Genomic DNA, 13,173 nt, shown 5'->3' with positions numbered 1-13,173 from the left:
TGACATGACGATGACGAAGGTTCTTCCCGCGCTCGCGGCCCTCGGGCTCCTCCTCGCGCCCGCCATCGCCGATGCCCAGACTCGCGGCAGCGCGACGGGCGGCAGCGCCGGTTCCGCCGCCGCCGGCGGCACGTCCGCCTCGACGGTCGGGACGGGCGGCACCTCGACGGGCTCGGACGGCGCGACGGGCTCCTCGCTCGCGACCGGTGGCAGCGCCGCCGGCGGCAAGACCAAGGATCGCTCGCACGTGAACGAGACCGGTAACGGTGGCCTGAACGGACAGGCGAAGGCGATGTCCCATGACGGCGGCACCTTCTCGAAGTCGCAGACCAAGGCCAAGGTCCGCGATGGCGAGAGCGTCGAATCCCGCACCAAGACGATGTCGCACGAGCCGGGTTCGAAGCCGGTGAAATCGACCACCACGACCGGTTCGACCGTCGCCCAGTAGGTTTTCCGGGCAGCCCCGATCCTGGCGTGCTCAGGCTGGACGCTTCTCTGGAAACCCAACGGGACCGCCCCTCGCAAAGGTGGTCCCGTTTGTGTCTGATTCGGGCGCAGGAGCCTCGTCGATCAACCCGGCACCGGTCTATTTATAGACCCGAGACGGGCGATCGCCATCGAGCGCCGGATCCAATCCGGGCCTTGGTCCCCGGAGTCCGATGCTTGCGCCAATCCATCGGTGCTATAGGCGGGCCATGCCTCGCCTGCGCTCCGATTTCTGGGTCTCGGCCCATCTCCGCCGTCTTGCCGTCGAGGGGATCGACGCGGTGCAGCGCCGGCGCGGTGCGCCCGAGGCGGGAGCCATCTTCGTGAAGGTCGACCGTCTGGATGGCCGGGCCGACCTTTATGGTCCGGCCCCGCAATCCCTCGTCGATACCGGGGACGGGGCGGACCGCAGCTTCGTCCGGCTGATGAGCGAAGCCGCGCCGCCCGATGTCGAACTCCGCATCGGCAAGGAATTGCGTTTCGACGACGATCTCTGGATCATCGAGATCGACGACCGCGCAGGCCGCCACCATCTCGATCTCGCCGAATAGAACGACGCGGGCTCCGGCGGACCGTCAGGCCGTTCCGGACTGCCGCACCCTGCCGGGAAGGGCCGGGCGTAGCGGGGCGCGCTCGGTGGCGGGCATGCGGGGACGCACCGCGTCGGGGGCCGCGTAGGGCTGGTGGGCGGAGCCGCCGTTGAGCCGCTCGGCCAGCGGCATGTCGAGAACCGCACAGAGAAGGTCTCGGGCCGCACCGCGCGGGATGGTGCGGAACAGCTTCACCAGATCGTAGACCCGGTCCACGGAGCGGGCCACGGTCTCGTTGAGGGTGAGGAAGACATACACCGCCTCTTCCTCGTGCAGCCCGACCGCGCGAAGCGCCAGGGTCAGGAGGTCGTAGCGGCGGCTCGGGTCGGGTGTTCCGGCGAGGAAATTGCGCTGCAGCCCGAGCATGTCCGACAGTGCGCCGACGAAGCCGGCCACATCCTTGCGCCCGGAGAAACCGGTAAGGATGGCTCCGGCTTCGCGCGGCAGGGGAGGCGCTGGCCGAAGTGCGGCGCGCGAGCCCACCGCCCGGCCGATCGCCTCGCGGAGTTCCTCGTCGGAGTACAGAAACAGTGGTCCGAGATCGCCCGGAGCGAGGTCGGGACGGGCGAGCAGCGCCTGGGCCAGGTCCGGCCTGGTACGAGCGCGACCGACCAGGAGCGCGACGGTGGTGCCCTGAAGGCTGAGCTGCCAGTTCTCGGCAAGCGCGAGATCGATGGCCGCGACGTCGCGGGAGGCCATCTCGTCGATGAGGCTGCGGCTCAGATCGGCCCGTCGGGCGATGGCGACGGCGATGTCCGACCCGTCCGCCAGTGCGGCCTCGATCACGAGTGCCGACAGGTCCGGCGCCTGCGCGATCACCAGATCCCTGATCTCGCCGCCGCGTGCGGCGAGTGCGGCGAGGACCGATTGCGGGGTCGCGGGGAAGGGCGCCAGCTTGCGCGCCACGATCTCGGCCGTCTCGTCGTCGACGGTCGGGATCAGGCCGCCGGCCAGGGATTCGAAGGCCTCCACCGTCTTCCTGTCCCGCGCGGTCGCGGTGAGGAAGAGATCGGTCTGCACCCGGAGGATGACAGGTTTCAGATCGAGGTCACCGAGACGCGACAGTTCGATCAGGCCGGAGAAGTCCGGCGCATCGTCGAGAGATGGGGACATGGCACTTCGTTTACGCAGAACTCGCTGGACACAGCTTTAGCGAGCTTGCGTGAACCGACCTTTAAAGGGCGACGCCGCCGCGCCGCCCTTCTTGCCCCATTGCGGGATCAGCCGACCAGACGCGCCTTGTTCTCAGACGTGGAATCGGAACCCTTCGGCGCGGGGAACACCACCGGTGTCACGGCGCCAGGCGCCATCGGACCCGTGGCCGGCGCGGAGGGTTTCGACACCATCGCGGCGCCGTTCACCGGCTGGGGTTCGGCGGGTTTCGCGGGTGCCGCGACGGGTGCAGTCACGGGCGCCGGCATCTCGTTGCCCTGCAGGGCGGGCGCGAGGGCCGCTTGGCTGCGATCGTCCTTGTCGACGAGGTCGCCGGTGACATCGTCGCTGGACGGCCCCTCGAGCAACTCGGTCGGCGCCTTCCAGACGAAGGCGTCGAGATGGCCGGTGACCGGCGAGACCGGTGCCCAGCGCTCCGAGGCGATCCCGTCCGCGATCCACATCGGGTCGCGCGGGGCGTGGGCGGCCTTGGCCAGCCATTCGCGTGCCCGGCCTGTTCCCGCACCGTGCTCGGCCTCTTCGATCTTCGCCATGGCGAGGCAGGTGCGGACGGTCGGACGGTCGGCGAGAAGGGGCGCCAGCGCTTCGCGGGCCTTGCCGAATTCCTGCGCCTCCAAGGCGGCCTGCGCCATGGCGAGGCGGGCTTCGGGGTGCCAGGTGGAAATCTTGGCGAGGGTTTCAGCCCGGGCGAGCCGGTCGCGCACGGAATCGCCCACGCGCAGGCCGAGATAGACCTTGGCGAGGTCCGGGTGGGGATTGGCGCGCCAGGCCGCCTCGACGATCTTGGCCGCTTTCCTCAGGTCGCCGCGCCGCGCGAGCAGGCGTCCGGCGATGCAGGCGGCCGGGACGAGGTCGGGCGCGAGCTTGACCGCATCGAGAGCGCGCTGCGTCGCCGCTTCGGGCTCGCCGGCCTCGCGGGTCTGTGCGGCGGCGGTGAGAAGGACCGCGCGCTGGCGACGAGCGAGCCCCTTCTCGATGAGGCCGAGGGAGGCACGGCGCTCCACCGTCTCGACGGCGCCGCTCCAATCGCCATCGGCGCATTGCGCCTCCAGCACGGCCTCGTTGGCCCAGGTGACACTCGGCGCGAGCCGTGCGGCCTCGGACGCATAGGCACGGGCGGCCACGTCGTCCTCGCGGCGGCGGGCTTCCACGAACAGCCCGCGCAGGCCGAGCACCCGCGTCTCGGGATCGTTGACCATGCGCTGGAACGCGTGTTCCGCCGCCTCGCGGTCACCGGAGATCTGCGCGGCCTGCGCCTTCAGGAGGAGCGCCAGCGGCTCGGCACCAAGCAGACGCTCGGCGTCGCTGGCATGGCGACGCGCCGCCAGGGGATCGCCCGAGCCGACCGCGACCATGCCCCGCGAGAGGGCGGAGAAGCCCTTGGCCCGCCGACGCTCCTTGGAGCCACGGACCAGGGCCTCGGGAAGCGTGATGATTCCCCTCACCACAGCCCAGATGAACCCAATGACGATGGCGGCGATGAGCACCCCGATCAGGGCGATGGCGAGGCTCGTGGCGACCTCGTACCCGTTCCACACGATGGTGACCGTGCCGGGCCGGTCGGCGATCCATGTCGCCCCGAAGGCGGCAATGGCGAGGAGGGCTAGAAAGGCGAGGGCGCGCCACATGGGATCACGAACTCCGGAAGGTGGCGTCGGCCGGGGAGGGGACGCGAGTATCGGGAAAGGCGGGCAAGCTGCGCCCGCACACAATGATCGAGACGACGCCGCCCGGCGATCCGCGCGGACGGAGGGACCTCACCGGGCGGTACCGGTCGACGGCAAGGCCTTGAACGCGTCCGCCAGCAGCATCCGCGCGGCGTCACCCGCCGCGGCCCGCGAGGCGAGCTTGGTGCCGAACTCGCCGAACTGCCCGCGCACATCCTCGGGCAGGCCGGCAAAGGCCTTGGCCGCCTCGGCGATGGCACCGCGATCCAGGGCATCCTGCACCTTCGGTACGGCATCCTCGGTGACGGTTTCGCCGGGCTTTGCCGGCGCGTCGACCTTGCGGACCTGGACGATGGATTCGGCCATGCTCATCAGGCGCTGCTTGATGTCGCCTGTCTCGGCCACCGATTTCGCCTGGGCCGCCTTGCGGTTCGCGGCGATCCGCTCGGCGATGGGACGGAACTCGGCGGCGAGAGACGCGGCCGTCGGAGCGCCCTTGTCGGCGAAGGCCGCGACAGCGCTGAGCCGTGCCGGATCGCCGGGTTCGGAGCTGCGCAGGGCCGCCAGTGCATCGGCATAGGGCGAGCCGGTGTTCAGCGCGCCGACGATGCGGTCCGCCGCGACGACCCGCATGGCGGCCTGGACGGTGGAGGCCTCCGCGCGGCTGGCCAGGGCCTGATCGAGGCCGGCGATCTTCTCGGATTGGGCCTGGATGAGCCGCTCCACGCCCTTGGCCGCTTCGGCCGCCTGGGCCTTGTTGGCGTCGACCGCCTGCTGGCTGGCCTGCGTTGCGGTCTGGACCGCTTCCGTCGCGGCCTTGACGCGGCTCTCAAGGGTTTGCTGCAGGCTCGCGAGCTTCTGGTTCAGCGCTTCCCCGGCTTCGGCATTTGCCTTGGTGCGCGTCTCGAGTTCACCCTTCAGGGCGGTGACCTGGCTCGCAAGGCCGTCGTTGGCGGCGGGCTTGGCGGCGGTGTCGACCTTGCCCTCGACGGCCTTCAGCCTGTCCTCTAGACCGGTCAGCGTCTGGGGGGTGATGGCGGTGAGACCGGCATTGCCGGATTGGTCGCGTCCCGGCTCTTCCTGTAGAGCCGCCACGCGCTGGTCGAGCCCATCGAGCCGGGCCATGAGATCCGGCGGCAGGGTCGCGGCTGGCGCGGATCCGTCACCGGTCGGCACCGTGGTCGGTACCGCGGACACGGATCCCGCCTTCTGCAACGCCTCCTTGGCGGTGGCATCGGCCGAGCGGATGGACTCTTGCAGCGGCTTCAGGCCGGCCTCGTTGGCGCCGATGCGCTTGTCGAGGGCGGCGAGGGACTCCTTCGGCGCAAGCGCGGCGATCTTCTGGTCGAGGGCGGCGATGCGACCGTCCTCCGCGACGCCCAGGGCACCGGAGCGCTCCACGGCGAAAAGCAGGCCGGCACCGATGACACCACCGAGGAGCCCGGCCGTGGCGACCGAGCCGAAGCCCGCGCCGCCGCGCTTGGGTTCGGGCGCGGTTACGGCCGGACCGATCTTGGGCGTCGTCGAACCGGCGCTCTTCGTGTCGGAGGGCGCGGACGGCTTGTCCGGGCTGCCCGTGAAGGTGGTGGAGCCGGAGGGTTTGGTCGCGCTCGAAGCAGGACCGGTCTTGGTGGCCTCGGGGGAATCGGAAATCCGCTTCGCCTTCAGGTCGATGATCGGCCCGTCGGTGATCTCTGCCTTCTGCGGCGTGGATTGCGGGCCGCTGGTGGCCGCCCCGGTCTTCGGCGCATCGTTACGCATCGATGACGCACCGCTCGCCGCCGGACCTGCGCCGATGGGGCCGGAACCGGCGGGTTTCACGGGCTCCGACTTCGCGGGATCGGGCTTGGACAGATCGGGCTTGGGGCCACCGGCCTTGCCGGCGTCGAAACTCGATGCGGCAGATTTCGGCGGCTCGGATTTGACCGGCTCCACCTTCGGCGCATCCGCTTTCACGGGGCTGGACGGAGACGTGCCCGCCTTCGCGGCATCGGGCTTCTGGTCAGCCGGCTTCACGTCGGCCGGCTTGCCGTCAGAAGGTTTGGCGACCGTCGATACCGGTGTCGTGCCGGCGACAGGCGTCTCGGCCTTGGCCGGCTGGGACGGTGATCCTACGGGCGGCACGATCGGCTTTGCTTCGCCTGAACTTGCGGAGCCGGGATTCGAAGAGCCAGGATTCGTGGAGCCCGGCTTAGCGGCGGCAGGATTCGTGGAGGCAGCACTCGTGGAGCCGGGAATCGGCGTGCCGGGCTTGCCCATTTCAGGCTTTCCCGTCTCAGGCTTGCCGGTTTCGGGCTTGCCGGTCTCGGGTTTGGGGCCGTTCGCCCCGGTGGGCGTTCCCGGACCTTTTCCGTCGCTGTTGGGTGGATTCACGGGCTTCTTGCTCCCTTCCCGACTTTCGTCTGCCGCATTCCGCAACCTGGCGCGTTCCGCGCTCCGTTTGCCGCCCTGCGGTCACAGCTTGTCATTCGTCCTAGCACCGAGGCCGCCGCCTCGGCGAGACCGCTTGTCAGAATCCTGATGTCAGGCCCGCGAGAAGTGAATCCTCATTGGCCTGTCCGGCAACGAAATGGGGAGCGATCCCAGCGCGAGCCAGGGGAGCCGCCACGTCCGCCGACAAGCAGTAATGCCTGAGCGCCGCGAAAGCTCCGCCATATCCCGCCTTGATGGCGAGTTCGCAAGCCGTCGCGGCGCTTCTTCGTGAGTAGTGCAACACGCCTGTCAGCGTGGACGGGGGCGCGAGCGCCGACGCCACCAATGCGGGCAGCGACGGCACGGCTCGTGCGCCATAGGCAATGTGGCTCGTCAGCCGGAAGCCGGCTCGTGTCAGGGATGCCTCCGGTTCCGCCTTGCGGTCCTCCCCCGCCACATGCAGCAGGGATGCTCCCGGCGAGACTTCCCGCTCCACGAGGCCGACGAGATCGGCGGCGTTGCCGGCGGCCGTCTTCACCGATGTAAACCCGCATTCCCGTGCCAGCGCCGCCGTGCGTGCACCCACCGCGAAGACGGGGACGCTATGAAGCGGGTGCCATCGCGAGGCTTGCCGAAGCGCGTTCGCGCTGGTGACGACGAGACCGTCGAAGGGGCCTTCCGGCAGGGGAGCATCCGTCGCCGCCACCACGAGGACCGGCGCCACCAGGGGCTCGAAGCCCAGGGCGGAGAGTCGCTCGGCCGTGCGCGTGGCGCCCGGCTCGGGCCGCGCGATCCAGATTCGTGTCGCCACCATGGCGTCGGATTCGCTCCTCGGCGGGCCGTTGGCAAGCCGCTTCGATGACACGTCGTTGCCGGTGGACGACCATCGCTGGCTCCGGCCGTCGTTGCCCTCCACCGTCATGCCCGGCTAGGGTGGGAAACCTTGTCTCCGTGAAATCCAAAGCATCGTCATGAACGTCCTCGGCATCGAAACGACCTGCGACGAGACGGCGGCCTCCGTCGTGATGCCGGGCGAGGACGGGCGCGGCCGTATCCTCTCCAACGAGGTGCTGAGCCAGATCGCCGAGCACGCGGCCTATGGCGGCGTCGTGCCCGAGATCGCGGCCCGTGCCCATGTGGAGGTGCTCGACCGCCTCGTCGCCCGTGCCCTCGACAGCGCCGGAATGACGCTGTCGCAGGTGGATGGCATCGCGGTCGCGGCCGGGCCGGGCCTGATCGGCGGGGTGCTGATCGGCCTCGTCACGGCCAAGACCCTGTCGCTGGTGGCGCGAAAGCCCCTCATCGCGGTGAACCATCTGGAGGCGCATGCGCTGACGGCCCGGCTCACTGACGGCATCGGCTTTCCCTACCTGCTGCTGCTGGCTTCCGGTGGCCACACCCAGCTTGTGGCGGTGAAGGGCGTCGGCGATTACGTCCGCCTCGGCACCACCGTGGACGATGCCATCGGCGAGGCGTTCGACAAGGTGGCAAAGCTCCTGGGCCTCGGCTATCCAGGCGGCCCCGAGGTCGAGCGCATGGCCGAGACCGGCAACGGGGAGCGTTTCGCCCTGCCGCGGCCCATGCTCGGCCGCCGCGAGCCGAACTTCTCCCTGTCGGGCCTCAAGACCGCCCTGCGGATCGAGGCCGAGCGGCTGGCCCCGCTCTCCAGCGCCGATGTGGCCGATCTCTGCGCCAGCTTCCAGGCGGCGGTGGTGGACGTGGTGGTGGACAGGGTCCGTGTCGCCCTGCGCGAGTTCGGCTCCATCGCGGGCCATCCGACCGCCCTCGTCGCCGCCGGCGGGGTCGCCGCCAACGGCGCGATCCGGCGTGCGCTGACGACACAGGCAAACGAGGCCGGTCTCGCTTTCGTGGCCCCACCCCTGTCCCTCTGTGGCGATAACGGCGCGATGATCGCCTGGGCGGGAATCGAGCGCCTGCGCCTCGGCCTCGTGGACGATCTCACCGCGCCGGCCCGCGCCCGCTGGCCCTTCGCCGAGGCGGCGGCGGTTGCCTGAGGGTCTTTTGAAAGGGACCGTGCCGCCCGTCGCCCTGCAGAGGCGCTGGCGCGACCTCGTCGACCGGCGTCTCCCCCAAGCGGCACGCGCCCGGCCGGAATGGCCGGTGCGCCTCGATCATTGTTTCGCGCGCATCCTCCTCGACAATGCCTGCGGCGGTCCCTGGCGCGAGAGCGTGGCCCCGCCCGCCTGGGCGAACATGCCGCCCGACCGGCTCTCCCTCGCCATCGATCTCGGCGAGGCGGTGCTGGCCGAGAAGGCCGATCTCGGGCTCCTCAACCGGCGTTCCCTCGCCTGGCGCGGTAAGATCCGGCGCAGCGTGCCGCCGCCGGTTCCCGCCTCGCTCAAGGGGCAAGGCTTCGTCCTCCGACGCTGGCTTCGTGCAGACGATCGGCCTTTCGCGGATCTCAATGCCGATGCGGAGGTGATGCGTCATTTCCCCTCCACCAAGAGCCGGGGCGAGAGCCTGATCGAGGCGCGCGCCATCGACCGGCGCTTCGAGTCCGACGGGTTCGGGCCCTGGGCGCTCGACGTGCCGGGGGAGGGGTTCGTCGGCTTCGTCGGCGCCATGCGGCTGGTCCGACCCATGCCGTTCGGGGGTGGGGAGACGGCGGGCGCGACGGTGGAGATCGGCTGGCGACTGGCCCGCTCCGCCTGGGGACGCGGCCTCGCCACGAGAGCCGCCAGGCTCGCCCTCGACGACCTGTTCGGGCGCTGCGGCGTGCCGGCCGTGGTGGCCTTCACCGCCGCGTGCAACACCCCGTCGCTGCGGGTCATGCACCGGCTCGGCATGGTGTTCGCCGAGGATTTCCTGCATCCGGCCCTTCCGGCGGACGACCGTCTCCAGCCGCATCGGCTCTATCGGCTGAAGGCGGGCGGGACATCCTCGATCGGGGACGAAGCGCCAGAGGACCATCGATCATGAGCGAGCGGATTGCGGTGGTGGGCGGCGGCGCCTGGGGGACGGCGCTGGCCAACGCGGCGGCGGCCACGGGGCGGCCCGTGACCCTGTGGCTGCGCGACGGGGAGGCCGCCGCTCGGCTTCAGGCCAGCCGCGAGAACGCCCGCTACCTGCCCGGCGTGACGCTGCACGACGGCATCCGCGCCACCGGCGAATCCGGGGATCTCGCCGGCGCGAACATCGTCCTGATGGTCACCCCGGCCCAGACCTTGCGCGGCGTGCTTGGCGCCCTGCGCCCGTCCCTCGATCCGCATGCGGCCATCGTGCTCTGCGCCAAGGGAATCGAGCGGGGCAGCGACGCCTTCATGAGCGCGGTGGCGGCCGAGGCGATGCCCGGCACGCCCGTGGCCGTCCTGTCCGGCCCGAGCTTCGCGGCGGATGTCGCCCGCAACCTGCCCACCGCCGTCACCCTGGCCGCGGAAGATGGCGCCCTCGCCGGCCGCCTCGCCGCCGCTTTGTCCGGCCCGGCTCTGCGCGTCTATCACACCGACGATGTGCGCGGCGTCGAGATCGGCGGGGCGGGCAAGAACGTGCTCGCCATCGCCTCCGGCATCGTCGCGGGGCGCGGCCTCGGCGAGAGCGCCCGCGCCGCCCTGATCGCGCGGGCCTTCGCCGAGCTGATGCGCTTTGCCCGCGCCTATGGCGGGCGGCCCGAGACGCTGATGGGCTTGTCCGGTCTCGGCGATCTCGTCCTCACTGCCTCCTCGCCGCAATCGCGCAACTTCGCCTTCGGCCAGCGCCTCGGCGCCGGGGCCACCCCGGAGGAGGCGGCGGGCGGCAAGCTCGCCGAGGGCGCCTTCACCGCCGCCGCGCTCATCGCCCTGGCGCGCCGCAACGCGGTGGAGATGCCGGTGGCCGAGGCCGTGGCCGCCATCGTCTCCGGGGGAGCGAGCGTAGATGCCGTGGTGGCGGGGCTCCTCGCCCGTCCCCTCAAGGGGGAGGCCGAATGAGCACGGGGCCGATCCACGCCTTCCTCGCCGGCACGGGTCGTGATGGCGCGCGGCGCAGCCTCGCCGACATCCTCGCCTTCGACGATGCGCGGATCGAGGGCGTGCACGACTATATCCAATGGTGCTTTCCCCTGGCCGAAGCCAGCCGCGCGGTGCCGGGCGCCCCGGTGCTGGGGCGCGACGAGGCCGAGGCGATCCGCGCCGACGAGACCGCGCGAGAAGGCCTGCGCTCGGCGCTCGCACGGATGCGGCTCTTCTATACCCGCACCGACGGCTGGCTCCGCCCCTGCGACCACAACCACCTGCGCATCACCCGGATCCTCACCGCGATCCGCAGCCTCCTCGGTCCGGACGCGGCGGAGGCGTTCCACGCCTTCGTGACCGCGCGCAACGCGCAAGCCGGCTCGCCCATCAACCAGGACAGCCTGCGCTATTGGGGATCGGCCCTCCGCGACGCCTGACGGCCACGCTTTCCCGCGCTAAGGAGGGGCCGACAAGCGAGGCGAACGATGGCGTATTGGCTCTACAAATCCGAGCCGAAGACTTGGTCCTGGGACCAGCAGGTCGCGGCGGGGGAGCACGGCACGCCGTGGAACGGGGTACGCAACCACGTCGCCAAGCTCAACCTCATGGCGATGCAGGTGGGCGAGCGTGGGTTCTTCTACCATTCCAACGAGGGCAAGGCGGTGGTGGGGATCGTCGAGGTGATCCGCCCCTACTACCCCGACGACACCGACCCGACCGGCCGGTTCGGCATGGTCGACCTGCGGGCCGTCGAGCCGCTGAAGAAGCCGGTGACCCTGGAGGCGATCAAGGCCGAGCCGCGCCTAAAGGCGATGGTGCTGGCCAACAATTCCCGCCTCTCGGTCCAGCCGGTGACGGAGGAGGAATGGGCGATCGTGCGCGGGATGGGCGGTCTCGGCTAGGGCGTTTGCCCATGGTCCGATCGGGCGATCAGGCTGTCATGAATTGCGCCACGGCACGCTGAAACGCCCCCGGCGCTTCCTCGGCGACGAAATGGCCGCTCTCCTCGACGATGACCGTCTCCAGCCGATCGCTCTCGCGGTTCAGCGCGTCCGACAGGCGCGAGCCCACCCCGTAACGGCCCGTGATGGCCAGGACCGGCATTGCGAGACGGCGTCCGGCGAAGCTGGCCGCGAGCGCGGCGTCGTCCTTGAGAGCGCGATAGTAGTTGAACCCCGCTTTCATGCCGCCGGGCGATGCATAGTGCCGCGCGTACTCCGCGATCGCCTCGTCCGTAACGGCCTCCTTGCGGTGGGACCACGCCCTGATCTGGTCGCGGATATAGCCACGCTCCCGACCGGCCGTGAGCTTTTCGGGGATGTCGGGGGCCATGTGGAATCCATAGTGCCACGCTCCGCCCCGGAGCGGGTCCATGTTCTCCGTGCCGGGAAGAAGGCAATCGGCGAGGACGAGTCGGGAGATCTGGTCGGGGTGCAGATGCGCCAGGACGTAGGCCGCCTTGCCGCCCATGTCGTGCCCGACCACGCCCGCACGGCCACCCGCCTCGTGGTCGATCAGAGCACGGATATCCTCCGCAATCGTACGTTTGTCGTAGCCCGATACGGTGCGCTCCGAGAGACCGAGCCCTCTGAGATCGGGCGCGATGACGGTGAAGCGGTCGGACAAGGCGGCCATCGTGGCCTTCCAGGCCGCCCATGTCTGCGGCCAGCCATGCAGCAGGACCAGGGGCGGGCCGGACCCGGCGACGACGTAATGCATGCGGATGCCATTGAGCTGCGCGAAGCGACTGGCCGCTCCCGGCGGCAGCACGCCCGCATCCAGCCCAGAATCGGGCACCGCCCCGAGCGCGGGCGCGATCCCGAGCGCGAGGGAGGCGCATGCGGCGGAACGGAGGAGGTCTCGGCGCTGGATCGGCATGTCGGCATCCGTCATCGTTGCGATGCAGAATGGTTGTCCGATGCCGACGCAGCGTCTACGCGCTGGACAGCGCTCGTTGCCATAACCAGGGGTTATGCGTGGATCTCACCGTCGCCCTCCGAGCCTTCATTCGCACCGTGGAGCGCGGTTCGATGACGGCGGCCGCCGAGGATCTCGGTATCTCGCAGCCGGCGGTGAGCAAACTCCTGCGCAATCTCGAAGCCCATACCCGCGCCCGCCTGCTGGAGCGAAACTCCCGCGCCATCCGGCCGACACCCGTGGGGTTGCGTCTCTACGAAGCCTCCAATGGCGCCCTCGCCACCATCGACGTCGCAATCGACGAGGCTCGGAACGAAGCCGGGACGATCGGAGGTTCCCTGCGCGTGCACGGCCCGGTTTGCTTGGGAGAGAGCCGCCTCCACCGGATCGTCGCCGACTTTCAGGATCGGCACCCGGCCGTCTCGGTCCGCCTGACCCTCGAGAACCGCTCGGCCGATCTCATCCACGAAGGCTTCGATCTCGCCATCCGCATGGGCCGCCCGGTCGACCAGGAGGCGATCCTGCGTCGGATCGGGCTGGTCCAGCGCATCCTCGTCGCGGCACCGTCGTATCTCGCGAAACGCGCTTCGGTCACCGAGCCGCACGATCTCCCCGACCACAGCCTCCTCGTCACCGATACGGTGCTGTCCCGGGCCGATACATTGCCCCTGTGCCGGAACGGTGAGACGGTCGAGGTCCCGGTGCGGCCGGTGCTGACGACCAACAACGCGCGCGTCCTCATCGACGCCATGCTGTCGGGGCGGGGGATTGGGACGGCGCAGGTCCAACTCGTCACGGAGGAACTGGCGAGCGGTCGTCTGGTCAGGGTCCTGGGCGATCACGAGATCCGGCCGACCGAGCTTTACCTCACCTATTCCTCGGCGAAGTTCCTGCGGCCGACGGTGCGCGCCTTCGTCGATTTCGTCGTCCCGGCCCTGCGCCGGATCGACGGCATCGTCTGATTGCCGAGAAGGACGA

General features: G+C 70.3%; 13 protein-coding genes. 8 read left to right on the top strand and 5 right to left on the bottom strand.

Annotated features, from left to right (window positions below):
• The first annotated feature begins 10 nt into the window (after positions 1-10).
• Both AC0IXR_RS21255 and AC0IXR_RS21250 read left to right on the top strand, forming a co-directional pair.
• A complete protein-coding gene (locus tag AC0IXR_RS21255; RefSeq protein ID WP_471762150.1) occupies positions 11-448 on the top strand; it encodes a hypothetical protein in 438 nt (145 codons plus the stop codon).
• Positions 449-695: 247 nt separating this feature from the next.
• Positions 696-1,037, top strand: coding sequence for a DUF1491 family protein (locus AC0IXR_RS21250; RefSeq protein ID WP_207411698.1), 342 nt, complete (start codon positions 696-698; stop codon positions 1,035-1,037).
• A gap of 24 nt (positions 1,038-1,061) precedes the next feature.
• Here AC0IXR_RS21250 and AC0IXR_RS21245 read toward each other — a convergent pair whose 3' ends face one another.
• The 4 genes from AC0IXR_RS21245 to AC0IXR_RS21230 form a co-directional block, all read right to left on the bottom strand.
• Positions 1,062-2,189 (bottom strand): DUF2336 domain-containing protein, encoded by a 1,128-nt coding sequence (locus AC0IXR_RS21245; RefSeq protein WP_056426060.1) that lies wholly within the window; start codon positions 2,187-2,189, stop codon positions 1,062-1,064.
• A 107-nt stretch (positions 2,190-2,296) separates the two neighbouring features.
• Positions 2,297-3,877 carry a heme biosynthesis HemY N-terminal domain-containing protein gene (locus AC0IXR_RS21240; protein WP_471762061.1) on the bottom strand — a complete coding sequence of 527 codons (1,581 nt, stop codon included), beginning with the start codon at positions 3,875-3,877 and terminating at the stop codon, positions 2,297-2,299.
• A gap of 129 nt (positions 3,878-4,006) precedes the next feature.
• On the bottom strand, positions 4,007-6,289 hold the full coding sequence (locus tag AC0IXR_RS21235) for a COG4223 family protein (protein WP_471762059.1): 2,283 nt from the start codon (positions 6,287-6,289) through the stop codon (positions 4,007-4,009).
• 136 nt (positions 6,290-6,425) lie between these two features.
• Positions 6,426-7,142: a uroporphyrinogen-III synthase gene (locus AC0IXR_RS21230; protein WP_471762057.1), complete on the bottom strand. Its 717-nt coding sequence runs from the start codon at positions 7,140-7,142 to the stop codon at positions 6,426-6,428.
• Positions 7,143-7,299: 157 nt separating this feature from the next.
• Between AC0IXR_RS21230 and tsaD the strand changes: the two genes are divergently transcribed.
• From tsaD to AC0IXR_RS21205, 5 genes are read left to right on the top strand one after another with little or no spacing between them, the layout of a single operon-like run.
• A complete protein-coding gene (gene tsaD / locus AC0IXR_RS21225; protein ID WP_311276335.1) occupies positions 7,300-8,343 on the top strand; it encodes a tRNA (adenosine(37)-N6)-threonylcarbamoyltransferase complex transferase subunit TsaD in 1,044 nt (347 codons plus the stop codon).
• 19 nt (positions 8,344-8,362) lie between these two features.
• On the top strand, positions 8,363-9,268 hold the full coding sequence (locus tag AC0IXR_RS21220; protein ID WP_461228210.1) for a GNAT family N-acetyltransferase: 906 nt from the start codon (positions 8,363-8,365) through the stop codon (positions 9,266-9,268).
• Positions 9,265-10,254, top strand: coding sequence for an NAD(P)H-dependent glycerol-3-phosphate dehydrogenase (locus AC0IXR_RS21215; RefSeq protein WP_471762055.1), 990 nt, complete (start codon positions 9,265-9,267; stop codon positions 10,252-10,254). The genes AC0IXR_RS21220 and AC0IXR_RS21215 overlap by 4 nt, the downstream gene beginning before the upstream one ends.
• Positions 10,251-10,715, top strand: coding sequence for an opioid growth factor receptor-related protein (locus tag AC0IXR_RS21210; RefSeq protein WP_471762054.1), 465 nt, complete (start codon positions 10,251-10,253; stop codon positions 10,713-10,715). The genes AC0IXR_RS21215 and AC0IXR_RS21210 overlap by 4 nt, the downstream gene beginning before the upstream one ends.
• Before the next feature lie 48 nt (positions 10,716-10,763).
• Positions 10,764-11,180 (top strand): EVE domain-containing protein, encoded by a 417-nt coding sequence (locus tag AC0IXR_RS21205; RefSeq protein WP_471762052.1) that lies wholly within the window; start codon positions 10,764-10,766, stop codon positions 11,178-11,180.
• Positions 11,181-11,208: 28 nt separating this feature from the next.
• On the opposite strand, the gene AC0IXR_RS21200 is transcribed toward AC0IXR_RS21205, so the two are convergent.
• Complete coding sequence (locus AC0IXR_RS21200; RefSeq protein ID WP_471762050.1) at positions 11,209-12,156, bottom strand: alpha/beta fold hydrolase; 948 nt, start codon at positions 12,154-12,156, stop codon at positions 11,209-11,211.
• Between the two features lie 98 nt (positions 12,157-12,254).
• Here AC0IXR_RS21200 and AC0IXR_RS21195 point away from each other — a divergent pair, with 98 nt between their 5' ends.
• Complete coding sequence (locus AC0IXR_RS21195) at positions 12,255-13,157, top strand: LysR family transcriptional regulator (protein WP_471762049.1); 903 nt, start codon at positions 12,255-12,257, stop codon at positions 13,155-13,157.
• Positions 13,158-13,173 lie beyond the last annotated feature (16 nt).

This window comes from Methylobacterium sp. AC832, from assembly GCF_979256025.1.
The sequence above is the reverse complement of the archived record's forward strand: the minus strand, read 5'-3'. Positions and strand labels throughout refer to the sequence as shown.

Coding starts and splice junctions, on each gene's coding strand:
- AC0IXR_RS21215 (WP_471762055.1), top strand. CDS start 9,265: ATGAGCGAGCGGATTGCGGTGGTGGGCGGCGGCGCCTGGGGGACGGCG.
- AC0IXR_RS21255 (WP_471762150.1), top strand. CDS start 11: ATGACGAAGGTTCTTCCCGCGCTCGCGGCCCTCGGGCTCCTCCTCGCG.
- AC0IXR_RS21230 (WP_471762057.1), bottom strand. CDS start 7,142: ATGGTGGCGACACGAATCTGGATCGCGCGGCCCGAGCCGGGCGCCACG.
- tsaD (WP_311276335.1), top strand. CDS start 7,300: ATGAACGTCCTCGGCATCGAAACGACCTGCGACGAGACGGCGGCCTCC.
- AC0IXR_RS21200 (WP_471762050.1), bottom strand. CDS start 12,156: ATGCCGATCCAGCGCCGAGACCTCCTCCGTTCCGCCGCATGCGCCTCC.
- AC0IXR_RS21210 (WP_471762054.1), top strand. CDS start 10,251: ATGAGCACGGGGCCGATCCACGCCTTCCTCGCCGGCACGGGTCGTGAT.
- AC0IXR_RS21240 (WP_471762061.1), bottom strand. CDS start 3,877: ATGTGGCGCGCCCTCGCCTTTCTAGCCCTCCTCGCCATTGCCGCCTTC.
- AC0IXR_RS21245 (WP_056426060.1), bottom strand. CDS start 2,189: ATGTCCCCATCTCTCGACGATGCGCCGGACTTCTCCGGCCTGATCGAA.
- AC0IXR_RS21205 (WP_471762052.1), top strand. CDS start 10,764: ATGGCGTATTGGCTCTACAAATCCGAGCCGAAGACTTGGTCCTGGGAC.
- AC0IXR_RS21250 (WP_207411698.1), top strand. CDS start 696: ATGCCTCGCCTGCGCTCCGATTTCTGGGTCTCGGCCCATCTCCGCCGT.